The organism is Micromonospora sp. DH14, from assembly GCF_029809455.1.
GTDB lineage: Bacteria > Actinomycetota > Actinomycetes > Mycobacteriales > Micromonosporaceae > Micromonospora > Micromonospora parva.
In genome coordinates, this window is the sequence record NZ_JARVKT010000006.1 from 1 (window position 1) to 21,952 (window position 21,952).

The 21,952-nt window shown below is 69.8% G+C and carries 20 protein-coding genes and 1 pseudogene; 7 read left to right on the forward strand and 14 right to left on the reverse strand.

Annotation, left to right across the window (positions count from 1 at the left end; all coding sequences use genetic code 11):
• Window positions 1-189 (forward strand): annotated as a pseudogene (locus QCZ28_RS10385) (transposase); the annotation flags it as partial.
• Window positions 190-205: 16 nt separating this feature from the next.
• On the opposite strand, the gene QCZ28_RS10390 reads toward QCZ28_RS10385, so the two are convergent.
• On the reverse strand, window positions 206-592 hold the full coding sequence (locus QCZ28_RS10390) for a hypothetical protein (RefSeq protein WP_279516406.1): 387 nt from the start codon (window positions 590-592) through the stop codon (window positions 206-208).
• 193 nt (window positions 593-785) lie between these two features.
• Complete coding sequence (locus tag QCZ28_RS10395) at window positions 786-1,535, reverse strand: XRE family transcriptional regulator (protein ID WP_279516407.1); 750 nt, start codon at window positions 1,533-1,535, stop codon at window positions 786-788.
• Between the two features lie 150 nt (window positions 1,536-1,685).
• Between QCZ28_RS10395 and QCZ28_RS10400 the strand changes: the two genes are divergently transcribed.
• Window positions 1,686-1,850 carry a hypothetical protein gene (locus tag QCZ28_RS10400; protein ID WP_203148687.1) on the forward strand — a complete coding sequence of 55 codons (165 nt, stop codon included), beginning with the start codon at window positions 1,686-1,688 and terminating at the stop codon, window positions 1,848-1,850.
• Entirely contained in the window at window positions 1,843-3,042 is a 1,200-nt protein-coding gene (locus tag QCZ28_RS10405; RefSeq protein WP_279516408.1) for a helix-turn-helix domain-containing protein, read from the forward strand. The genes QCZ28_RS10400 and QCZ28_RS10405 overlap by 8 nt, the downstream gene beginning before the upstream one ends.
• Before the next feature lie 208 nt (window positions 3,043-3,250).
• Here the strand turns inward: QCZ28_RS10405 and QCZ28_RS10410 are convergent, their stop codons facing one another.
• Genes QCZ28_RS10410 through QCZ28_RS10430 form a run of 5 tightly spaced genes read right to left on the reverse strand, consistent with a single transcriptional unit; the run spans window position 3,251 to window position 8,381 of the window.
• Window positions 3,251-3,931 (reverse strand): ATP-binding cassette domain-containing protein, encoded by a 681-nt coding sequence (locus tag QCZ28_RS10410; protein WP_279516409.1) that lies wholly within the window; start codon window positions 3,929-3,931, stop codon window positions 3,251-3,253.
• Entirely contained in the window at window positions 3,928-4,932 is a 1,005-nt protein-coding gene (locus QCZ28_RS10415) for an ABC transporter ATP-binding protein (protein ID WP_279516410.1), read from the reverse strand. The genes QCZ28_RS10410 and QCZ28_RS10415 overlap by 4 nt, the downstream gene beginning before the upstream one ends.
• Complete coding sequence (locus QCZ28_RS10420; protein WP_279516411.1) at window positions 4,929-5,813, reverse strand: ABC transporter permease; 885 nt, start codon at window positions 5,811-5,813, stop codon at window positions 4,929-4,931. The genes QCZ28_RS10415 and QCZ28_RS10420 overlap by 4 nt, the downstream gene beginning before the upstream one ends.
• Window positions 5,806-6,825: an ABC transporter permease gene (locus QCZ28_RS10425; RefSeq protein WP_279516412.1), complete on the reverse strand. Its 1,020-nt coding sequence runs from the start codon at window positions 6,823-6,825 to the stop codon at window positions 5,806-5,808. Before QCZ28_RS10425 ends, QCZ28_RS10420 begins: the two co-directional genes overlap by 8 nt.
• Window positions 6,795-8,381 (reverse strand): ABC transporter substrate-binding protein, encoded by a 1,587-nt coding sequence (locus tag QCZ28_RS10430; protein WP_279516629.1) that lies wholly within the window; start codon window positions 8,379-8,381, stop codon window positions 6,795-6,797. Before QCZ28_RS10430 ends, QCZ28_RS10425 begins: the two co-directional genes overlap by 31 nt.
• Window positions 8,382-8,590: 209 nt before the next feature.
• Between QCZ28_RS10430 and QCZ28_RS10435 the strand changes: the two genes are divergently transcribed.
• On the forward strand, window positions 8,591-9,091 hold the full coding sequence (locus QCZ28_RS10435; RefSeq protein ID WP_279516413.1) for a signal peptidase II: 501 nt from the start codon (window positions 8,591-8,593) through the stop codon (window positions 9,089-9,091).
• Here the strand turns inward: QCZ28_RS10435 and QCZ28_RS10440 are convergent.
• The 4 genes from QCZ28_RS10440 to QCZ28_RS10455 are packed head-to-tail and all read right to left on the reverse strand — an operon-like array spanning window position 9,080 to window position 12,573.
• Window positions 9,080-9,682, reverse strand: coding sequence for an LUD domain-containing protein (locus QCZ28_RS10440; RefSeq protein WP_279516414.1), 603 nt, complete (start codon window positions 9,680-9,682; stop codon window positions 9,080-9,082). The genes QCZ28_RS10435 and QCZ28_RS10440 overlap by 12 nt on opposite strands.
• On the reverse strand, window positions 9,679-11,124 hold the full coding sequence (locus tag QCZ28_RS10445; protein ID WP_279516415.1) for a lactate utilization protein B: 1,446 nt from the start codon (window positions 11,122-11,124) through the stop codon (window positions 9,679-9,681). The genes QCZ28_RS10440 and QCZ28_RS10445 overlap by 4 nt, the downstream gene beginning before the upstream one ends.
• Complete coding sequence (locus QCZ28_RS10450; RefSeq protein WP_279516416.1) at window positions 11,121-11,825, reverse strand: (Fe-S)-binding protein; 705 nt, start codon at window positions 11,823-11,825, stop codon at window positions 11,121-11,123. Before QCZ28_RS10450 ends, QCZ28_RS10445 begins: the two co-directional genes overlap by 4 nt.
• Before the next feature lie 28 nt (window positions 11,826-11,853).
• Window positions 11,854-12,573: a GntR family transcriptional regulator gene (locus QCZ28_RS10455; protein ID WP_279516417.1), complete on the reverse strand. Its 720-nt coding sequence runs from the start codon at window positions 12,571-12,573 to the stop codon at window positions 11,854-11,856.
• 108 nt (window positions 12,574-12,681) lie between these two features.
• Here QCZ28_RS10455 and QCZ28_RS10460 point away from each other — a divergent pair, with 108 nt between their 5' ends.
• Window positions 12,682-13,521, forward strand: a complete 840-nt coding sequence (locus QCZ28_RS10460; protein WP_279516418.1) for a fumarylacetoacetate hydrolase family protein — start codon at window positions 12,682-12,684, stop codon at window positions 13,519-13,521.
• 45 nt (window positions 13,522-13,566) lie between these two features.
• Window positions 13,567-14,322 carry an SDR family NAD(P)-dependent oxidoreductase gene (locus QCZ28_RS10465; RefSeq protein WP_279516419.1) on the forward strand — a complete coding sequence of 252 codons (756 nt, stop codon included), beginning with the start codon at window positions 13,567-13,569 and terminating at the stop codon, window positions 14,320-14,322.
• Window positions 14,323-14,337: 15 nt separating this feature from the next.
• On the opposite strand, the gene QCZ28_RS10470 is transcribed toward QCZ28_RS10465, so the two are convergent.
• Entirely contained in the window at window positions 14,338-15,381 is a 1,044-nt protein-coding gene (locus QCZ28_RS10470) for a DUF4034 domain-containing protein (protein WP_279516420.1), read from the reverse strand.
• A 210-nt stretch (window positions 15,382-15,591) separates the two neighbouring features.
• Between QCZ28_RS10470 and QCZ28_RS10475 the strand changes: the two genes are divergently transcribed.
• The gene (locus QCZ28_RS10475; RefSeq protein ID WP_279516421.1) at window positions 15,592-16,377 is read left to right on the forward strand and encodes a hypothetical protein; all 786 of its coding nucleotides are present in this window, start codon (window positions 15,592-15,594) and stop codon (window positions 16,375-16,377) included.
• An 18-nt stretch (window positions 16,378-16,395) separates the two neighbouring features.
• Here the strand turns inward: QCZ28_RS10475 and QCZ28_RS10480 are convergent, their stop codons facing one another.
• Both QCZ28_RS10480 and QCZ28_RS10485 read right to left on the reverse strand, forming a co-directional pair.
• On the reverse strand, window positions 16,396-16,599 hold the full coding sequence (locus QCZ28_RS10480) for a hypothetical protein (RefSeq protein WP_279516422.1): 204 nt from the start codon (window positions 16,597-16,599) through the stop codon (window positions 16,396-16,398).
• Between the two features lie 227 nt (window positions 16,600-16,826).
• Window positions 16,827-21,641: a fibronectin type III domain-containing protein gene (locus QCZ28_RS10485; RefSeq protein ID WP_279516423.1), complete on the reverse strand. Its 4,815-nt coding sequence runs from the start codon at window positions 21,639-21,641 to the stop codon at window positions 16,827-16,829.
• Window positions 21,642-21,952 lie beyond the last annotated feature (311 nt).

Here is a 21,952-nt window from a genome sequence, read left to right on the forward strand (position 1 = left end):
ACCGTCATCGACCTGATCGGCGCCATCGGCGCCGCCGTCCTGGACAACCTGCTACCCGACCGCCGAACCCGCACCAAAACCCGCATGATCAAACGCTCGAACAGCAAATACCAGGCCCGAGGCCCCAACATCGACCGACGCAGCTACCGAGCCACCACCAGCATCGACATCATCAGCCCCGACCCTTGACAGCCACCACCACGCCTTAACTGAACGGCGTTGGATCTAGACGTGCATCGTCCTGGAGGTTCTCGGTCAGCACAGCAGCGAGTGCCGCGACCTTGTGGTCGTACATGGTGCCGTACGCGGCTTGAATGGCACCTGTGGTCAACATGAGCCGGCCGTCCTTGCTCTTGGCCCAAGCCTCGATCTCCCCCGCCGACAGGCCGGTGGACTCTGTAATGGCTTCAACAGGGCGCTCGACGTTACGAAGTCCGCGCCGGTCCCGAACGGCGACAAGCTCAAGCGCGGGTTTGATGAAAGCGGCCCCTAGCGCGCCCGCCGGACCAGCGACAGCCAGACCAACGCCCACGGTTCCGACCTCGATGGCGGTCCGGGCCGCAAGCTGTCGTGCTGCTTCGCGCTTCGTCATGCTCCCTGGATAGCTTGCTGTGTCAACGGGTTGCTGTCGACAGCAACGGTGACAGCAGCCGGCCGGGTCGAGGAGAGACGCCGGCCGCCGTGCGCGGACGGTCGCCCGAGGTCACGGACGCGGATGGACCCTGCCGGACGAAGCGCCTAGAACTTACAAGCGAGGGGTCAAGGGCTCCCGGACCAGCAGCGACCTACGTCGCGGACGTGTTGTAGCGATCAAGTGTCGTCTTAGACGTCGAGGCGTCGCGGAAGACGAGTTCCCACGGGCCGGTGTTCACGTCCATGTCCTTGCCGAAGCCGATCCACTTTCCGGCCATACGTCGACCTGTCGGCTCGGCGATGAGTTGAATTGCCCCGTGGTATCGGGCGCCCCGGTAGTAGCCGGTGGGGTCGGTCTGCTCCACCCAGGTGCCGGTGACGACGGCACCGTCCACTGTCAGGTCCAGCGAGAGAGACGATGACGCCGAGCCAGGAAGGCTGCGCGCCGTGAGCCGATCGCCGTGCTGGAGCAGCACCACGAAGTGTTGTCCAGCAAAGGAGTCTCCCCGCCCGCTGGAGTAGTACTGGTAGCGGCTGAGCCACACGCCTTCGTAGGACTGGTGGGCCGTGGTGGGCTTGGACGTCGGCGTCGGTGTGGCCAGGCTGGACACGGGCGAGGTCAGATCGTGGCCGCCGTGTTCGTCGTCGGCAACATGCCCGCCTGGCACCGCGTCGAAGCCGAGCAGTGAAATGGGTAGACCGGTGACGACCTCCAAGGCGCGGGCGTAGACGGGGCGGGGCGCGGCGATCGCGCCGGACTCCCATCGCTGGACGAGTCTCTTGTTGGCGTCGTTGGGCTCGCCGACGCGGTGGCCGGCGGCCTGCAGAGCGCGAGCGAAGTCGTCCTGGCTCATGCGCATTCCGGTGCGGACGGCCCGCAGGGCGGTGTTGGGGGCGACCATGACTGCCACCATAGCGCCATGTCGCCTTAATGTCGCCGGCTAAGTGACCTGATTGTCGGCCCTTGTGCCGTCGCAGCAGATGACATTCCGACGTCACTGTTGACCCGCGACGGTCGACGTGCCGCCGCTTCTACTGGCGGAGGTGTGGGGATGCCGCGTAAGGGCGACGAATCGGCGGTGAGTCGGGGCGAGCAGATCCAGGCGGCCGAGCGGGAGGCGGCGAGGCGGCGGCTTCTCGCCGAGGCGGAGGCGGATCGCATCCCGGTAGAGGAGACGACTCGGGCCGTTCCGGATCGGCGGTGGCGTCGTGGGTAGCGTTGAGCTGTTGCCGGTCGGGCGGCGGGTGGCGTACTGGCGGGGTCGGCGGAAGCTGTCGCAGCAGGTGTTCGCCGACCGGCTCGGCAAGTCAAAGAGCTGGGTCGACAAGGTCGAGCGCGGAGTTCGGCGGCTGGACAAGCTGTCAACACTTCAGGAGATCGCTCGCGTACTTCGCATCGACACCGCCGCTCTTGTCGACCGGGATGCCGCGCCGGTCCAGGCAACGGGTCGCGATGACGGCGTCGAGCGGATCAGAGCAGCGCTGTCCCGCTACGAGATCCCGTTGGGCAGGCCGGCGGGCAGCCCGATATTGCCGGTGGACCGGATGCTGCGGGATGTGGGGTACGCGTGGTCGACGTTCCAGTACGCCCGCTATCCGCAGGTGGTCGACCTGGCGCCGGACCTGCTCACCGGTGCGCAGCGCGCCCATGCTGAGGTGCCGGTGGCGGGTCGGGTGCCGCTCGTCGAGGCGTACCGGATCATCGCTTCTCTGTTGGTCAAGCTCGGCGACGCCGAGCTGGCCTGGTTGGCCGTGGATCGGGCGATGCTCGCCGCCACCGGTGACCGGGAGTTGGTGGCCGCCGCAGGCGTGCAGCTCGGGCAGGTGTTGCGCGCGCTTGGCCGGGTGCGGGAGGCGAAGTCGGTGACGCTCGGTGCCGCGTATCGGATCGCTCCGCCTGTGATCGAGTACGGCACGCCTGCGGAGTTGTCCCTGTGCGGAGCCTTGCTCATCCAAGCCGGCCTGGCGGCGGCGCAAGACGGGAACGAGGCCTCCGCCGGCGAGCTGCTCGACGAGGCCGCCGGTATGGCGGAGCGGGTCGGCGACGGGCACGACCACCACCGCACCGCGTTCGGTCCCACCGCCGTCGACCTGGCCCGCGCCACCGCAGCCGTCGAAGTCGGCGACACCCAGGAGGCGATCACCTGGCACGAGAAGGCCACCGCGCGGGGCGGCTGGCGGTGGCTACCTGCCGAACACCGCGCCGCGCACCTGCTCGACGTCGCGCGTGCCTACCTGCAGGCCGGGGATACGGGCAGCGCCGCCCGCGTGCTGACCGAGGTCGAGCGCACCGCACCAGCCGAGATCAGGTGCCGGCCCGCCGCCCGGGACGTCGTCGCCGAGGTTGCCCGTCACCCGCGCGCCCCGGCCACGATCGCCCAGCTCGCCGCCACGCTCGGGGTGGGCTGAGCGGCATTCCATGCGGCAGAGAAGTACAGCAGCGAAGTACAGCAACCGTGCCAGCCGAACCGGCCCGAGAGGCGCGTCAGCGGACCGTCTGACCTCGCATCGAGCCCGACCCGGCCGACTCGCCGAGAGTTCACACCGAAGAGGTCGCCGCGCAGGAGCCAAGTCGTCCGCCTTGATCGACTAGGCGCCGGCAATCCCCGAGCGGGGATCAGGCGCGTGCCCTCGTCGCGGCGGCGAGGTCGACGATCCGGTCGCTCCAGCGCTCCAACAGCGTCTGGTCGTGGCTGATGACCAGAACCCCGGCGCGCCGGGTCCGCTGGTAGTCGCTGATGACGGCGGCGACGTGCGCCTGCGTCGACGCGTCGAGCATCGCGGTGGCCTCGTCGCAGAGCAGGTAGTCGGGACGGTGCACGAGGGCCCGGGCGAGGCAGGCGCGTTGCAGTTGCCCGTCGGAGACCGCGTGCGGACGCCGGCCGCGCAGATCCGCGGTGAGGCCGACCAGGTCGGCGAGCTCGGCCACCCGTTCCCGGATCGTCGCCTCGGGTGTCCGGGTGGCGCGTAGCGGTTCGGCGATCAGGTCGGTGAGGCTCAGCCGGGGATCGGCGGCGGCGCGCGGGCTCTGGAAGAGGGCGGCGACGCGGGTCCGTAGGGCCACCGGCACGGCGTACCGGACGGCGTTCACGGCGGTGCCGTCGATGCTGACCCGGCCCTGGTCGGGTTGGTGCAGCAGGGCCAGGACCCGTACCAGTGTCGACTTTCCGCAGCCGGACGGCCCGCGCAGTCCGACTGTCTCACCCCGGTCGATCCGCACCGTGACGCGGTCGAGGACGACCTGGCGGCCGTACCCGACGGTCACCTCGTCGGCGAGCAGGTGTGGTGTGCTGGTCACGGGGTGGCTCCGGTGCGGATCGGGTGGTGGCAGGCCACGGTGCCGCCACCGGCGACCGGTGTCGGCTCTGGTCGGTCGGCGCAGGTGTCGGTGCGGTGCGGGCAGCGGGGCGCGAACGCGCAACCGGGGGGCAGCGCGGTGAGCATCGGCGGGTCGCCGGGCACCGGCCGGAAGGCCCGGTCCGGCAGGGCGTCGAGCAGCGCCGAGGCGTACGGGTGGGTCGGCGCGGTGAAGAGTTCGTCGGTGTCGCGGTGTTCCACGAGGCGGCTGGCGTACATCACGGCGACGGTGTCGGCGACCCGGCGCGCGGCGGCCAGGTCGTGCGTGATGAGCACGACGGCGGCGCCGTTGTCGCAGCGGCGGCGCAGCAGATCGAGGGTGTGGTCGACCAGCGGCCGGTCCAGCCCGGTGGTGGGCTCGTCGGCGATGAGCAGCGCCGGGTCGGGTGCCAGCGCGAGCGCGGTGACCAGCCGCTGTGCCATCCCGCCGGACAGCTCGTGGGGGTAGCGGTCCAGGTCCGCCGGGTCGAGCCCGACGTCGACAGCGAGTCGGTCGGCGTCGGCGCGGTCGCGGCCGTGCGCCCGCAGCGTCTCGGCGAGCAGGCGCCGTCCGGTGCGGACCGGGTTCAGGGCGGTGGCCGGGCTCTGTGGAACCAGGCCCACCAGGCGCCCCCGTACCCGCCGGGCCAGCTGGCGTTGACCGCAGGTGACCAGGTCGACCGGTTCGCCGTCCGGCTCGTGCAGGACGGCGTGGCCGGTGGTCGTGGCGTTGGCCGGCAGCAGGCCGAGCAGGGCGTGGGCCAGGACGGACTTGCCGCAGCCGGACTCGCCGACGACGGCCAGCAGTTCGCCGGCCCGGACGGTGAGGTGAAGATCGCTGACCGCGCGCACCCGCGCGTCGCGCAGCCGGAAGTCGACGCCGAGGCCGTCCACGGCGAGCAGCGGCCGACTCGCGGCGGCGCGGGGCGATGCCGGGGCGGGAACGGATTCGGTGGTGGTCACAGGTGCAGCTCCGCTCGGACCCGGGGATCGAAGCGGTCACGCCAACGGGCGGCGAGGACCGCGATGGCGAGAGTGACGACGACGATGACCGCGCCCGGTGCCAGGCTGGCCCACCAGGCGCCGGTCAGCAGTGACCCCTGGCCGTCGTTGATCATGTTGCCCAGCGAGGCGAGGTGGGGCGGCAGACCGAGACCGAGAAACGACAGGGCGGTCTCGTGCCACACCGCGTGCGGGATCATCAGCGTGGTGGCCAGCGCCAACCGGGGCAGCACGTGCGGCAGCAGGTGCCGGGTGAGGACCCGGAACCGGCCGGCTCCGCCACTGATCGCGGCGTCGATGAACGGTCGGGTCCGCAGACTGAGCACCTCGGATCGCACGATGCGGGCGGTGGACAGCCAGTGGGTGAGCCCGACGGAGGCGATCACGGCACCCAGGCTCGGACGCAGCATGGCCACGATGAAGATGCCCAGCAGCAGGTGCGGCATCGCGGCGATGGTGTCCACGATCCGCATCAGGATCCGGTCGACCCGGCCGCCGAGCGTGCCGGCGATCCCGCCGATCACGCCCCCGAGGACCGTGGCGACGAGCGCGGCGACCGCCCCGACGAGCAGCGAGACCCGCAGCCCGTAGACGGCCCGGTGCGCCACGTCGCGGCCCAGGTCGTCGGTGCCGGCGAGGTGGGCCCAGGACGGTGCCAACCGGGTCTGCTCCAGCGCGACAGCGCTCTGGTCGAGGGGCCAGAGGAGCGGTGCGAGCAGCGAACCGGCGACGGTCGTCAGCAGGACCAGACCGGCGATGACGACACCGGTCTGGCCGGGGCGCAGCCGCAGCCGGGACCGGGCCACGTGGAGCAGTGGCGGTCGGGTAGCAAGGTCAGCCATCGAGTCGTACCCTCGGGTCGGCGGCGGCGTAGGCCAGGTCGGTCGCGAGGTTCGCGGCCAGCACCACCGCGGTGGTGGCCAGCGTGATCGCCGCCAGCAGCGGGAAGTCGCTGCCCAGCGCGGCGGCGACGGTGACCGCGCCGAGGCCCGGCAGGGAGAAGACCGTCTCGACCAGCACCGCCCCGCCGACCAGCTCGGGCAGGTGGGTGCCGACCAGGGTGAGGAACGGCAGCAGCGCGGTTCGCAGCGCGTGCCCGAACAGCACCGTCCGGCCGGGCAACCCGCGCGCCCGCGCCGCGAGCACGTGGTCGTCGCGCATGCTCTCCGCGACGGCGTCCCGGACGAACAGCACGAACCACGGCGCCTGGGACACGGCCAACACCCCGACCGGCAGGATCAGGTGGTGCGCCACGTCGCCCCAGGACGTGCCGGTCGCCGTGACGTCGGTGAGCCCGCCGGCCGGCAACCAGCCCAGGGTCAGCGCGAACACGGCGATCGCGGCCAGGCCCAGCCAGAAGACCGGCATCGACTGCACCGCGTACGCGCTGGTGCGCAGTGCGCGGTCGAACAGCCCACCCCGGCGGTACGCGGCCAACGAGCCCAGCAGCAGGCTCCCGACCAGGGCCAGGGCCAGGGCCACGCCGATCAGCAGCAGCGTCCAGCCGGCCCGGGCGGCGAGCACCGAGGCGACCGGCTCGTGCCGGCTGGTCGACCAGCCCAGGTCGCCCCGCACGAGGTTGCCGATCCAGCGCAGGTACTGCACCGACACCGGGTCGTCGACGCCCCAGTTCGCGCGCAGCTGGGCCAGGTTCTCCTCGCTGGCGGTGAAGGCCGCCGCGCCCGCGTACTGCTTCGCGGGGTCGACCGGCGAGGCGGCGCCGAGGGCGAACATCCCGACGCTGGTCGCGGTGAGCACCGGTACGGCGACGAGCAGCCGACGCCGGAGCACCGCCCTCGCCCCGGCCAGTCGACCGGAGCGGGTCACGACCGGGTCCAGGTGTCGATGTTCCACCAGAGGCTGTTCGCCACCCCGTGCTCGTGCGCCTCGACCCGAGGAGCGACCCCGCGTACCGAGGACTTCAGCACGTAGGTGTGCCGTAGGTAGGTGAGGAACAGCCACGGCACGTCGGCGGCCAACTGCTTCTGGAACTGCGCGTACGCGGCCCTGCGCAGGGTCGGGTCGATCTGGTCGCGGCCCTGCTGGAGGGCCCGGTCGGTCACCTCGGAGCGGTAGAAGCCGGGGTTGAAGTAGCCCTGCCCGGCGAACTGGGAGCTGAACAGCTTGTATGAGACGAAATCCGGGTCGTAGGGCGTGCCGTAGCCCATCAGCAGCGCGTCGGATTTCATCCGTGGGTCGATGGCGTCCCAGGTGAGCCCGGCCGGGGTCACCTGGATGCCGATCTTCTTCGCGTCGGCGGTGACGGCGAGCGCCAGGTCCTTGCGCAGCGTGTCGCTGGCCGGGTACATCAGCGTGAACCGGGCCGGTTGACCGTCCTTGACGCGGACCCCGCCGGGGCCGGGGGTCCAGCCGGCCGCGTCGAGCAGCGCGCCCGCCGCCGTCGGGTCGACGGTCGGCCCGACGATCGAGGGGTCGGCGAACTCGGAGGTCGGCGGGATCGGGCCGAACGCCGGTTCGCCGGCGCCACCGAGGATTCCGGAGACCATCGCGGCCCGGTCGACGGCGAGGTTGAGCGCCCGGCGGACCGCCGGGTCGGCGAGGACCGGGTTGCCCGTCGGCAGCATCACGCCCCGGTAGTCGGCGGTCGGCACCCGCTGCACCCGGTACGCGCTGTCGGCGTCGAACCCGGAGGCCAGCTTGGGTGGCAGCTCGGCGGCGTCGAATTCGCCGGCGCGCATCCGCTGGGCGCGGACGTTGTCGTCGGCGACGAACGCGACCACCACCCGGTTGTTCGTCGGTCGGCCCGCGAAGTAGCTCTCGTTCGCGGTGAGCACCAGGCGGTCGCCCGGCGTCCACGACTCGACCTTGTACGGCCCGGTCCCGACCGGCTTGCGGTTGAACCCGGCGGTGTTGATGTCCTGCCCGCTGAGCAGCTTCGACGGCACGATGCCGAGGGTGAGCCGTTGCAGGAACGGCGCGTACGGGTAGCGCAGCCGGAACACGACGGTGGCCGCGTCGGGCGCGGTCACCGACTCCACCATGTCCAGGTCGGAGCGGAGCGTGGAGTCCACTTTCGGGTCCAGCACCGCCTGGTAGGTGAAGGCGACGTCCGTGGCGGTCAGCGTGCTCCCGTCGTGGAAGCGCACGCCGTCGCGGAGCTTCGCGGTCACGGTGCGCCCGTCGGGCGACAGCTCCGGCAATGCGGTGGCCAGAGCGGCGACGAGGCGGTTGTCAGCGTCGCGGGCGACGAGGCCGTCGAAGATCAGCGCGGCGCCGTCGACGCCGTAGTTGAGCACCGGGTTCAACGCGTCCGGTTCGTCGGAGGTGGCCACGACCAGCGTGGTCCCGCCCGCTGCGCCGTCGGGCGTGGCCGGGGCCGAACAGCCGGCGAGGACGAGCATTCCCGCCGCCGCGGTCGACGCCGCGAGGCGTCGGACGGTCGGACGCATCCGGGTCACGGAGGGCTCCTGTGGTGTGGGGGAGTCGTTGGTCGGGTGGGCGCAACGCCGCAACCGTTGATCATCACGGTGGCATAATTGCCAGTCTTTGGCAATTACCAAGGCTGTGCGTCATGCTGTTGATCAACGAGGCCGCCGGCGTACGGGCTCGCGTTCACCGCCGGTGGTGACTGTCGCCGCCGACCGGCTAGGGTTCCGGGGTGTTCCGCGTCGTCGTGTTGATCGCTGCCGTGGTGCTCGCCGCGGATCAACTCAGCAAGTACTGGGCCGAGTCCGCGCTGTCCGGCGGGCAGACCATCACCGTTCTCGGTGACCTGCTGCAACTGCGACTCGTGTACAACCCGGGTGCCGCCTTCTCGATCGGCTCCGCGTACACCTGGATCTTCGCGGTGTTCGCGGCGGCGGCGGTGGTCGCGGTGACGGTCGTGGCGCTGCGGGTCACCTCGCGGGCCTGGGCGGTGGCGTTGGGCCTGGTGCTCGGCGGCGCGACGACGCACCTGCTCGACCGCCTCTTCCGCGAGCCGGGGTTCGCTCGCGGGCACGTCGTGGACTTCATCGACTACGCCGGGTTCTTCGTCGGCAACGTCGCCGACATCGCCCTGGTGGTCGGCGTGGGCATCGTGATGCTGCTCAACGTGCGCGGCATTCCGCTGCGGGCGCCGGCGGGCGAGGCCCGCGAGCAGGTGTCGTCAGACTCCTGAGCCGACCAGGACGACCTCCAGCCGGCGCGGGCCGTGCACTCCCTCGACCCGGTTCAGCTCGATGTCGCTGGTGGCGGACGGGCCGGAGATCCAGGTCTGCGGCGCGTGCGGGTTCAGCCGGGTGAGCGCCTCGGGCAGCAGGCCGACCACCTGGTCGGCGCGGACGACGCAGATGTGCCGATCGGGCACCAGGGTGAGCGCCCGCCGCCCCTGCGTCGGGCCGGCGTCGAGGATGATGGTGCCCGTGTCGGCGATCGCGACCGCGCAGCCGGTCAGCACCGCGTCCAGGTCGTCGAGTGCGGCCGGTGACAGCGCGGGCGCGTCGCGGTGCAGCTGCCCGGCGTAACCGGCCAGCCAGTCGGCGGGCAGGTCGGCGGGGACGGCGAGCCGGTCGACCTCGCTGAGCAGCCGGGGTAGGGCGTCGATGCCGTGGTGGACCACCGCCCGGTAGTCCTCCAGGCGGTCGACCAGGGTGGCGATCAGGTCCGGGCGGTCAGCGACCCGACGGTAGCGGCGGGGCACCTGCACCGGCGGCGGGCTGTCGGCCAGGGCCGTCCGCAGCCGCGCCAGGATCTCGTCACGTGCGCTCACTGCTTCCCCCACCATTCCCGGAAGGTCTGCGGCCCGGGCAGCGGCAGGTCGCGCGACCGGGTCCACGCCGACCCGGGCCAGGGTAGTCGGCGCAGCGTACGGGCGCCGGTGCGGCGCATCCGGTACGCCCCGAGCGGCCCCGCACCCGCCCGGGCCAGGCGCAGGGCGGCGGCCCAGCGCCGAGGGATGCGCATCACCCAGGACAGGACACCCATGGCGGCCCGTTCGGCCGGCGGATGCGGCGCCTGCTGGCGGAGGTGGATCAGGATCTCCGGGATGTTGATCTTCACCGGGCAGACGTCGTAGCAGGCGCCGCAGAGGGTCGACGCGTACGGCAGCGAGGCGTTGTCGGCCACCCCGGTCAGCTGCGGCGACAGGATCGCCCCGATCGGCCCCGGATACACCGAGCCGTACGCGTGCCCGCCGGCCCGCTCGTACACCGGGCAGACGTTGAGGCAGGCGGAGCAGCGGATGCAGGACAGCGCCGGCCGCCCCACCGGGTCGGCGAGCACCGCGGAGCGGCCATTGTCGACAAGGACGACGTGCACGTCCTGCGGGCCGTCGCCGGGGGTGACGCCGGTCCACATCGAGGTGTACGGGTTCATCCGCTCGCCGGTCGAGGACCGGGGCAGCAGTTGCAGGAAGACCTCAAGGTCGGTGAAGGTCGGCAGCAGCTTCTCGACGCCGACGACGCTGATCAGCGTCTCGGGGAGGGTGAGGCACATCCGCCCGTTGCCCTCGGACTCCACCACCACGAGGGTGCCGGTGTCCGCCACGGCGAAGTTGGCACCGGAGACGGCGACCCGGGCCGAGAGGAACCGTCGTCGCAGGTGGGCGCGGGCCGCCTCGGCCAGCGCGGCCGGTTCGTCGCTCAGGTCGGCCGGCACGTCGGGCATGCGGCGCTGGAAGATCTCCCGGATCTGCGCCCGGTTGTAGTGGATCGCCGGCACCAGGATGTGTGAGGGGGTGTCCTCGCCGAGCTGCACGATCAACTCGGCGAGGTCGGTCTCGTACGCGGCGATCCCGGCGGCCTCCAGCGCCTCGTTGAGCTCGATCTCCTGGGTCGCCATCGACTTGACCTTCACGACCTCGTCGGCCCCGGCGGCCCGGGTCAACGCGACCACTATCCGGCAGGCCTCGGCCGCGTCGCGGGCCCAGTGCACGGTGGCGCCGGCGGCGGTGACGGACGCCTCGAACTGCTCCAGCAGCTCCGGCAACCGGCGTTGGACGTCCGCCTTGATCGCGGCACCGGCGGCCCGTAGCGCCTCCCAGTCGGGTACCTCGTCGACGACCCGGGCGCGCTTGGCGCGGATGGTGCGGGTGGCCCGGTGCAGGTTGGCCCGCAGTTGCGGGTCGGCGACGGCCGGTTTGGCGGCGGTGGGGAAGGGGAGCGGCGTGCGGATCCGTCCGCTCCCGGTGGCGGGTGCGACCGGCTGGCTCATGAGCTGGCCCCGGCGAGAATCTCGGCGTAGTGCATGGCCCGTACGCCCGAGCGGTGGCGGTCGAGGCCGCCGCCGATGTGCGCCAGGCAGGAGTTGTCGGCGGCGGCCAGCACCCGTGCGCCGGTGTCACGGATCCGGGCGCACTTGTCGGTGAGCATCGCGGTGGAGACGTCCGGGTTCTTCAGGGCGAAGGTGCCGCCGAAACCGCAGCACTCCTCGGCGTCGCCCAGCTCGACCAGCGTGATCGCGCGGACCTGGCGGAGCAGGGTCAACGGCCGGTCGCCCAGGCGCAGCATCCGCAGGCCGTGACAGGTCGGGTGGTAGGTGACCGTCTCCGGGAACTCGGCGCCGACGTCGGTGACGCCGAGAACGTCGACGAGCAGCTCGGACAGCTCGTAGGTGCGCGCGGCCACCGAGGTGGCGGGCGGGTGCAGGCGTGGGTACTGGTCGCGGATCATCGCGGTGCACGACCCGGACGGCGCGACGATGGCGTCGTAGGAGTCGAAGACGTCGACGTAGGAACGCGCCATCGGCAGGGCCCCGGCCCGGTAACCCGTGTTGGCGTGCATCTGCCCGCAACAGGTCTGGTCGGTGGGGAAGTCGACGGTGTGGCCGAGCCGCCGCAGGATGCGGGTGACCGCGATGCCGGTGGCCGGGAACGCGAGGTCGTTGACGCAGGTGATGAAGAGGGCGATCCGCATGGCGGCTCCTCGGGTGGGTGGGGGTGGGTCACGCCGGGTCGCCCGGTGACCCGGGGGCGGGAAGCCGGTCGAAGGCGGGCAGGTGGCGTTCGCGGGCGGCGCTGAGGTGGGCGCGCATCGCCTCGGTGGCGGCTGCCGCGTCGCCGGCGACGATGGCGGCGGCGATGCGCTGGTGCTCGGTGTTGGTGTCCGGTGCGCCGGTGACCGGGAAGTAGAGCCGGTGCAGGTGCAGGTGTGAGTGCAGCCGGGTGATGATGTCGCGCAGCAGTGGGCTGCCGGAGACCTCGGCGATCAGGTCGTGGAACTTCGCGTCCAGCGCGGTGAAGGCGGCGTGCCGGCGATATCCGTCGCCGGCCTCCACGTCGATGCTCGCGGCCGCCTCGACGCTGATCCGTTCGCGGGCTTCGGCGGAGGCGTGCGTGGCGGCCCGCCCGGCGGTGGCACCCTCCAGCAGTTGGCGGACGTCGAACAGGTCGTCGAACTCGGCGCGGCTCAACAGCGGGGTGGTGGTGTAGCCGGAGAGGGGGCGTTTCCGGACCAGGCCGTCGGCCTCCAGCCGGGCGAGTGCCTCCCGCACGGGGGTGGGGGAGACGTCCAGCTCCCGGGCCAGCGCGTCGATGTTGACCCGCTCGCCGGGGGGCAGGATGTGGTCCATGACCAGCGTCTTGATCGTCTCGTAGACGTCCTCGGCGAGGGTGAGTCGACGGGCGGGACGGAGTCGACCCTCGCGAGGTTCCTGCTGGGCCATCTCGTCTCCTCAACAACCCCTTGACTGTTCCGGTGTGAGCGAGTACACACTAGCAAGGCAACATCCTATAGGAAATAGGGCGTTTTCGGCGCGGCTGGAGGTTGGTTCGTGAGATTCATGCGTGTCGGGCCGGTGGGGCGGGAACGTCCCGTGCTGCACGTCGACGGGCGGCACCTCGACCTCTCGTCGGTCACCGCCGACATCGACGGCGAGTTTTTCGCCAGCGACGGCGTGCGCCGGGTCCGCGAGGCCACCGACCTGCCCGAGATCGACATCACCGGTCAGCGGGTCGGCGCGCCGATCGCCCGGCCCGGGGTGGTGCTGTGCGTGGGGCAGAACTACGCCGCGCACGCCGCCGAATCGGGTGCCGCGCCACCGACCGACCCGATCATCTTCTACAAGGCTCCCAACACCGTCGTCGGCCCGTACGACGAGGTCCTGATCCCGCGCGGATCGACGAAGACCGACTGGGAGGTGGAGCTGGCGGTGGTGGTCGGCCGACCGGCCCGTTACCTCGCCTCGCCCGCCGACGCGCTCGGGCACATCGCCGGCTACGTGCTCTCCAACGACGTCTCCGAGCGGGACTTCCAGCTCGCCGTCTCCGGAGGCCAGTGGTCGAAGGGCAAGTCCTGTGAGACGTTCCAACCGCTCGGCCCGTGGCTGGTCACCGCCGACGAGGTCGGCGACCCGCAGACGCTGCGGCTGCGCTCCTGGGTCAACGGTGAGCCCCGCCAGGACTCCAGCACCAAGGACATGATCTTTGATGTGGCATACCTGGTCTGGCACCTGTCCCAGTACACGGTGCTGGAGCCGGGCGACGTCATCAACACCGGCACCCCGCAGGGAGTGGCGCTCTCCGGCCGGTTCCCGTACCTGGCCGCCGGCGACGTGATGGAGGTCGAGATCGACGGCCTCGGCCGGCAGCGCAACCCGCTCCGGGACGCCTGATGGCGATGCGTCACCTCAGCGGACGACCCGGTAGGAGAGAGCAGTATGCGGTGTGACGGTCTGGTGGCAGTGGTGACCGGAGGCGGCTCGGGGATCGGGCTCGCGTGTGTGCGGGCGTTCACCGCCGCCGGCGCCCGGGTGGGTGTCCTGGACCTGGAGCTGTCCGGTCTGCCGGAGGATCCCGGCGTCCTCGGCGTCCGGGCGGACGTGGCCGACCGCGACTCGCTGAGCACGGCCGTCGCAGCGGTCGCGGCGGCGTTCGGCGGCGTCGACATCCTGGTGAACAACGCCGGCATCTCGGCGGTGGGCACTGTCGAGGACGACGACGACGAGCGGTGGAGTCGGGTGCTCGACGTCAACGTCTCCGGCGTGGCCCGCACCAGCGCCGTCGCCCTGCCGTACCTGCGCCGGTCGTCGTCCGCGGCGATCGTCAACATCTCCTCGATCGCGGCGACCGTCGGCCTGCCCCGCCGCGCCCTGTACTCGGCGTCGAAGGGTGCCGTGCACGCCCTCACCCTCGCCATGGCCGCCGACCTGGTGACGGAGGGCGTCCGGGTCAACTGTGTCGCCCCCGGCACCGTCGACACGCCCTGGGTGGCCCGCCTGCTCGCCGGCGCCGCCGACCCGACGGCGGAGAAGCGGCAGCTGGCCTCCCGGCAGCCGACCGGCCGCCTGGTGACCGCCGACGAGGTCGCCGCCGCCGTCGTCTACCTGGCGTCGCCCGCGACCGGGTCGGTGACCGGTTCCTCGCTGCCTGTCGACGGAGGCATGTCCGGCCTGCGACTGCCGGCCCAGCGGTGATCGTGGCGCTGCGCGTCAGGCAGCGCGGCGGGCGCGGCGGCGTGCGCGGATGAAGGCGACGTCGCCGCGCGTACGGTCACCCCACCAGGACCACGGAACGCTTGTCACGTACCGGCCGATCGACGCGAAGACCGGCGCGGCGTCGGCGTCGCGGCCGGTGCGCGCCAGCCCGTACGCCAAGAAATTCACGTCGTTGAGCCAGTCGGCGTGCCGGGTGGCTGGCTGGTGGAACCACAGGGACAACGCGTTGTCGAGATCGGATCGCATGATCGGATCCTGCCGCCATCGCTGGCCGATCTCGTCGGCGGTGCTGCCCGGCGACTCGCGATCCTGCTCCCACAGTGCCCACTCGGCGGCGGCCCGCACGGGCAGCACGTGCAACGGCGAGCCGGCGGGCGCTGCGGCGGCGACTGACCTGGCGAAGTCGAACATGGCCTCGTGGGAGCCGCTCCACTTCCTGCAGTGGTAGGTCAGCTTGAGGGTGTGCCCTCGCTGATGCCGGGGGTCCAGCCGGGTCAGCTCACGCCACGTCTCCTCGACGTCCTCCGTCGACGCGCTCTGGTCGATCATGAGCTTCAACTGGTTCGCCCACGGCGTGGGGTCCTCGGGTGCCAGTTGCCTGGCCAGGTCGTTCACCTCTGCGGCCAGTCGCTGTAGGCGGCTGAACTCAACCCACTGCTCTGGACGGACGGCAGCGGCCCAGTCCCCGCCGCGTACCTCCCAGGCTCGTGCCATCAGGGAATGAGCACGTACGAGCTGAGCGTCCGGACAGGTGGGCGAGCGTGCCGCCCACTTGTCGGTCCAAGCGGCCGCCGTGTCGACCCGGCCGGTCGTACGGTCGACTCGGGATCCCAGCCCACCAGCGGTCGATTCGGCCAGCACGCGGACGTATCGCGCCCGACGATCGTGATCACCACGGGTGGCAGCCATGGCCTTGCGGGCCGGCTCGATGTCAGAGCCGTACCGCGCCTGCGTGCATGCCTCGCGCAGCACAGCATCGTCCTGAGCCGGGTTGGTGTCGATCTGGCGGGTGAGCAGCCGCCACACAGTCGAGATCACAACCGAAGAGAGTAGGTGTCGTTCGCGCGTGTGTCGGGCCTGCGGCTGCCGATGGCCAGATCGGGCGCGTGACATGATTGCGCGATGGGGAAACAGCAGGACGTCGGCGAGCCCGACCGTCACAGCGGGTCCGGCACCACCGCCCACCGTCCGATCGGTGGGAGCGCTGACGCTCGACTCGCGCTCGCCCAGGACCCCACAACGCCACAAATGACTCTTATCGACCTGGCGTCCGACCCGTCGGTAGTGGTCCGCAAGGCGGTCGCCGCTCGGGCCGACGCTCCCGCACAGGCCCTGCGACCGCTCACCCGCGACCATGATCGTCAGGTCCGGGAGGCGGTGGCGAGGAACCCCTCCACCTCGATCGCCAACCTCATGCGCCTGGTCAAGGACGCCGACCGGTGGGTCCGCTGGGCGGTCGCCGGCAACCCGGCGTGCGACGAGTCGATCCGCCAGGTCATGGCGCAGACCTCGGACAAGGAGCTTCGCGGTCTGCTTGCGGAGAGTCGGGAGCTGGAGCCGGCCCTGGCCGCCAGGTTGATCGACGACGTGTCACCCGAGGTACGGGAACGACTCGCCACCCACACCCACGACCCCGACGTGATCACCGCCCTGTTGGCCGACCGCACCGCACGCGTACGCAAGGGGGTCGCCCGCAATCCACGGACCACCGCCGAGCAGCGCAGCGCGCTCGCCGCGGACCCGGTGGCCGACGTCCGTGCCGCGCTGGTGCGGGCCGTCGAGCTGAGCGAGGCGGATCTGGCGCGGCTGGTCGACGACCGCGCGGTGCAGGTCCGACTGGCGATGGCCACGTCCGACGTCGTTCCGCCGCACATCCGGCAGGCGCTCAGTCGCGACGCCGACGAGATGGTGGCCAGCGCGGCGCGCGACCACCGCCCCGGAGCCGGCAACGCCTCCGCCGTGCGGGCGCCCCGCATCGCGCACCGGCCCTCGAAGGCCGGCGCGGGCCGATCGGGCGGAGGAACCTCCAAGTAGGACGAGGCCGCGACGGCATCACCAGGGGAGCGGGCCGTTGCGGTCGAAGTAACCACCGGCCGGGCCGTCCGGGCACACCTTCGCCATCCGAACGATGATCTCGGCCCCCTGCTCCACGGTCTGCACACCCGTGTTGCCGTTCAGATCGGTCTTGGTGAAGCCCGGTTCCACCGCGTCGACAACCTCACCGACCGGATCCCCACCCGCAACTGGCAGCAGCACAGCTGAGGACGCGGCGCGCGCAGTGGCCCTCACCCTGCGATGTCGAGGCGCTGCCTCGATTGGGTCCGCATGCGCCGCAGAGATGACCCGCGGAGCCCGGGGGAAGGCCCGGCTCGACGAGCCAGGCCTTCACCACGAGTAGTCATCGCATTCCTGCAGTGGGCGACACGAGAACGAACCAGTGACACCTCAGCTGTCTGAGTTGCTCTCCGACCCAACCGTTCCGGTCACCACATCTCGGAGATGCAACTGTCGGAGGCCGAGGCCCAATTCCTGCCACTAGTCCCTCTTATGGTGGTACGAAGTTCCCACGTGGTTTTGGCACCGAGAGGGTCGGCAATCACGTCCGTCTGCCGGAAAAACTGCCAATAGCCGGAACTGTCCGCCCAGACAGGCTGATTATCCAAGTTCTTGAACAGCTTGCCGTCGAAGTTCAGCACATAGTCGAGGCGCACCACCGTGCTGCTTTCCGGCACTACACCCCAGGTTGAGCCCATGAGAGCGGTCCCGCCCCAGATGATCGGAATCGGCCAGGTGCGTTTCACGTAGTTGTCAAAGCATTGCATATTCGCCCTGATGTAGCCCATGCGCAGGCGAACAATGTTGGAAGGGATACTTTCCCCGGAGGCATTCCATGCCGTGACCTTGAACTCATACTCGTCGCCTGGAATCAAATACTCAAGATGCACGGGATTGAGCGTCCCGTACAAGGTCACCTGCTGCCAGGACCCGCTGCCGCGAGTAAGGTTCCTCAGGTACGCGTTATAGGCGACGTACGGGGTCGGCGAGTCCGTCCAAGCGATATACGCTTCGCTTTCCCAGCCATCTGCCACCAGTTTGGACGGCGGCTTTGGTATCGGCGGCATCGGCTTGGCAGAAGCGATGTTACTCCCCGAAGCGGTGCCGGCAAGATTCGTGGCACGGACCCGAAACTCGTAGGTCGTGCCGTTCTGGAGAAGATTGAGGGTGAAGGAGCAGCATTCGACCGCGTATGGCAGCCGTTGCCAGCTGCCGCCGTTGGAGCGCATTTCGATGTAGTACCACGCGCCGGTCGTCGGGCTCGCCACCCAGTTCAGGGTCACCTTCACGTCGCCGGCGGTAGCTCGAAGACCAGAGGCGTTTGACGGGAACGGGGGCATCGGCCGCACACTGGCCACATTCGAGACCGCCTCGCCACTGAGGTTGTAGGCACGGACCCGGAACTCGTATACGTGACCATTCGTCAGGAAGTTCATCGTGATCGAGGTGCCGTCGATCGGATACTTGGCTCTGGTCCACGTGCCACCGGTGGTCGTGTCGCGAGATTCGATCCAGTACCAAGCATTCGGGGTGGGGCTGGCGGTCCAGCGCAGGCTCACTTTGCCGTCGCCCGCCACGGCAGTCAGGCCACTGGGCGCCTGCGGCACGGGTGGCATGGGCTTTGCCGAGACCACGTTGGAAGGCGTGCTGTCACCCGTCACGTTGTTGGCGCGGACACGAAACTCGTACACGTGCCCGTTGGTGAGGTAGTCGAGGGTGATGGCGGTGGCGTCGACCGGGTCCTTCAACCTGATCCACGCCTGCCCCGTGCTGATGTCACGCATCTCGATCCAGTACCACACGTTCGCCGTGGAACTGGGAGTCCACCTGAGGCTGACCTTGCCGTCGGCAGGGGTGCCGGTCAGCCCCGACGGTGGCTGAGGTATAGGCGGCATCGGCTTAACGGAGACGGTGTTCGTGGGAGCGCTCTGACCGGCGGAGTTGCTCGCCGTAACCCGGAAATCGTAGGTGTGATTGTTGACAAGCAGATCCACTACTTGAGACGTGGCCTTGGTCGGATAGATGAGACGCTGCCAGGACTGGCCGGCGGTGCTGTCACGGAAATACACGAGGTAGTCAGCATTGGCCGTGGAACTCGCGACCCACGTAAGACTGACCTTGCCATCACCAGCCGTTGCGGTGAGGTTACTTGGCGGAGACGGAAGGCTGTACCGGGCGGTCACCTGGATCGTCGTGGAGCTGGGACCTTCACCTCCCGCGGTGGTCGCCGCGACCTTGTACTCGTAGACGTGCGTGTTCTGCAGGTACTCCATCGTGATCGAGGTCTGACTTGTCAGGTACTCGAGCCGCGTGAAGTTGCTCTGGCCAGCGGTGACGTCGCGCCAGTAGATCACGGAGTAGGCATCGTCAGCCGAGGCGTCCCAGGTCAGCTGGATCTTGCCGTCGCCCGCCGTCGAGCCGCGGAGGTTGGTCGGTGCGGGAGGCGCGGCGTAGCGCGCGGTGACTTGAACCGGTGTTGTCGCTGGGCTCGGACCAGCGGTGTTTGTCGCGGCGACTTTGAACTCGTAGACGTGCCCGTTCGTCAGGTACTGGGCGATTGCGGTGGTGCCCTCGGAAACCGGCAACGGCCACTTGGTGAACTGGGATTCGCCAGCCGTAACGTCCCGCTGGTAGACGTCGTACCACAGGTTCGGAGCGGGAGCCTGCCAGGCGAGGGTGACAGTGCCGTTCGGTTGCGCGGACGCGGTGAGCCCGGTGGGCGTGGCAGGCAGTGGCGGCTGGGGCGTGACGCGGACAATATTGCCCGCAGGACCCTCACCCGCGGCGCTGGTCCCCGCGACTTTGAACTCGTAGACGTGCCCGTTCGTCAGGTACTGGGCGATTGCGGTGGTGCCCTCGGAAACCGGCAACGGCCACTTCGTGAACTGGGACTCGCCAGCCGTAACGTCCCGCTGGTAGACGTTGTACCAGACGTCGGGTTGAGTAGCCGTCCAGCTGAGCTCGGCCTTGCCGTCGCCGGCCACCGCTATCAGCTCCGACGGCGCTGCAGGCGATGGATATTTGGCGGTCGCGCGGGCAGGGCTTGATCGACCGGACTCGCCTGCCTGATTGGTGCTTGCGATCACGAACTCGTATTCGTGATCGTGGCTCAGGTACTGAGCGGTAGCGGTGGTGCCGTTGGCGACCGGTAGCGGCCAGGCCGTCAGCTCGGTCTCCCCGGCGGTGACATCTCGCTGGTAGATGCGGTACCACACGTCACCTGGCGACGCGGTCCAAGCCAACTTGATCGCGCCATCGGCCTGCGCGTCGGCCGTAAGCCCAACCGGCGCGGCGGGCAGGGCGAATGAGGAGACGGCACGGGCCAGGTTGGACGGCGCGGATTCGCCACCCCTGTTGGTGGCGACAACCTTGAACTCGTACTCGTGCCCGTGAGCCAGATACTGTGCTGTCGCAGTGGTTCCTTCAATGACTGGGATGGGCCACGCTGTGAATGTGGTCTCCCCGGCCGTGACATCTCGTTGGTAGATCGAGTGCCAACTCTCGCCAGGCGGGGCGGTCCACGACAGCTTTATCGTGCCGTCACTTTGGGCTGCGGCGGTCAGCGCCGAGGGCGCCGCCGGCGGCCTGTAGGAGGCCGTTGCCCGAGCCGGGTTCGAATACTGGCCCGCACCTGAGCCCCCCACGCCCCGTACCCGAAACTCGTACTCGTGATGGTGTTCAAGCCCGTTCACCACGAGCGTCGTCGCGCTCCCATCCGGGTGCGTGACCGGGGAAAACTCGCTCTCCTCAGCGGTGGCGTCCCGCTTTTCGACCTCGTAGTACCAGGCCCGGTCGGAGGTGCCCCAATTGAGCAAGATGCTGCCGTCCGGCCCGGCAGCCGCGACGAGGGCGGCCGGGGCCGTCGGCGGCCGCACGGACACCTCCGCCGAAGCCGTCGTCGAGGGCGGCCCTTCGCCGGCCGTGTTCGCTGCCCGGACGTGGTACTGGTAGGTGTGCCCATCCTTCAGGAATGCCAGAACCGTTGACGTCTGCTCGATGGACTGAGGCAGCCGCACCCATTCGATCTGCCCAGCCGTCATGTCCTTCTGGTACACCCAGTACCGCAGATTCTCGCCGGGCGGCGCGGTCCACGAGAGGTGGACGCCTCCGTCGGTGTCCGCACTTGCCGTGAGGTTGGTGGGACTGCCCGGCACCAAGGAGGGGTCCGGTTGCGGTTGCGGCCAGGCGACCTCGACGAATCGCGGGCGATACACGGTCACGTCATCCAGCGTGACCTGCCTGTTCAGACTGTTGACGTTATAGGAGAGAAGAAGCTTGCCATCCGCCGCCATATGTTGATGGAGTGACGTGTCATAGACGATCATCTGCCGGCCGCCTGTGCCCTCCGGCACACGGGCCAGTTCGATCGGATCACCGAAGGGCCCAGTCAATGAAGCCGCCGTGTAAGCCACTATGGCGGAGTTGAAGACTAGGTGACCCTCAACCGTCACGAGCACATATCGCCCATCGATCTTCTGCACGGCGAAAGCCGTACCCACACCGCTGGCGATGCGAGACGAATCCCCCTCCTGAGCCGACCAGCCGCTTCCCGTCCAGAACTGCCACGGCCCAGCCAAGCCGCCCTGCGGGACGCGCGCGAGGTGCGCGAACTTCATGTCGGAGGTGTGCTCGGATCCATAGATGTAGGTGTATCCGGCCTCGTTGAGCAACTCCTGGCCCCAGGTAATCGTCCTGCCGAGCGGAAGGTCTCGCACCTCTGCAACGGCGAGGTCGGGCAGAGTCAGCGACACCAGTGCATTCCCGGTCGGCTTGACATCCAGGGACCCGGGGCCGGTCGCCTCGTACTTGTTGACGACGACCCTCAGCGTCGAACCGTCCACGATGGCGCCGGCGACCCAGCACCCCAGCCCGACGCTGTCGTCGCACATGAACGACTTAGGCGCGGAGGCTGTGCCGCCATGCAGTGTTTCTCGCAGACCGTTTTGGTCCTGAATAACCATTGTGTTGTGGACCATCGGGCTGCTTGCCGGGCGTGAGCCATCACTGTTGACGGTACCAAGAAAAGTATCTGAGAAGAGCCACGCCATCCGCCCGTCCGGCAGAGGAACCGAGACCGTGCGATCACCGCCTGTCCAGTGGCCACCCGCATTTCCGTACCCGGTCCACATGGTGTTGAGGTCGGTTGCTGACATCTGGCCGACCGCCTGAAGGGAGGCTGCCTCGGCGAGGGTCGGCGGTCCCACCGTCACCGCGAGCAGGACCCCCAGACCAAGGCTGGCCATCTGCCGCCAGATGGACCGGCGGGCCCTGCCACGACCAGAGCGCCCGGGATGCAGGCTAACCGGACTCTCCCCGGGATAAGCGGAGGGCACTTCGGGCATTACGGCTCCTCGATACAGGCGGGAATCTCAGGAACGGTTCATTGCTGACGAACACTCGCCCCTCGGCTGCGCGCACTGGCTACTGGCCATTGGGCAGGTCAACTGCTGTTGCCGCGGTGCGGAACCGAAGGCAATCGCCGTCGCTCGTGGCCGGGGTGGGCTGACCATAGTGCAGCGGTGATCTCGGTGCTGACCCGAAGGACAATCGTGGA

Excerpts from the sequence above, each read along its gene's own strand:
- QCZ28_RS10390 (WP_279516406.1), bottom strand. The coding sequence starts at position 592 with ATGACGAAGCGCGAAGCAGCACGACAGCTTGCGGCCCGGACCGCCATC.
- QCZ28_RS10395 (WP_279516407.1), bottom strand. The coding sequence starts at position 1,535 with ATGGTCGCCCCCAACACCGCCCTGCGGGCCGTCCGCACCGGAATGCGC.
- QCZ28_RS10400 (WP_203148687.1), top strand. The coding sequence starts at position 1,686 with ATGCCGCGTAAGGGCGACGAATCGGCGGTGAGTCGGGGCGAGCAGATC.
- QCZ28_RS10420 (WP_279516411.1), bottom strand. The coding sequence starts at position 5,813 with ATGGCTGACCTTGCTACCCGACCGCCACTGCTCCACGTGGCCCGGTCC.
- QCZ28_RS10430 (WP_279516629.1), bottom strand. The coding sequence starts at position 8,381 with ATGCGTCCGACCGTCCGACGCCTCGCGGCGTCGACCGCGGCGGCGGGA.
- QCZ28_RS10445 (WP_279516415.1), bottom strand. The coding sequence starts at position 11,124 with ATGAGCCAGCCGGTCGCACCCGCCACCGGGAGCGGACGGATCCGCACG.
- QCZ28_RS10450 (WP_279516416.1), bottom strand. The coding sequence starts at position 11,825 with ATGCGGATCGCCCTCTTCATCACCTGCGTCAACGACCTCGCGTTCCCG.
- QCZ28_RS10455 (WP_279516417.1), bottom strand. The coding sequence starts at position 12,573 with ATGGCCCAGCAGGAACCTCGCGAGGGTCGACTCCGTCCCGCCCGTCGA.
- QCZ28_RS10465 (WP_279516419.1), top strand. The coding sequence starts at position 13,567 with ATGCGGTGTGACGGTCTGGTGGCAGTGGTGACCGGAGGCGGCTCGGGG.
- QCZ28_RS10475 (WP_279516421.1), top strand. The coding sequence starts at position 15,592 with ATGACTCTTATCGACCTGGCGTCCGACCCGTCGGTAGTGGTCCGCAAG.
- QCZ28_RS10485 (WP_279516423.1), bottom strand. The coding sequence starts at position 21,641 with ATGGCCAGCCTTGGTCTGGGGGTCCTGCTCGCGGTGACGGTGGGACCG.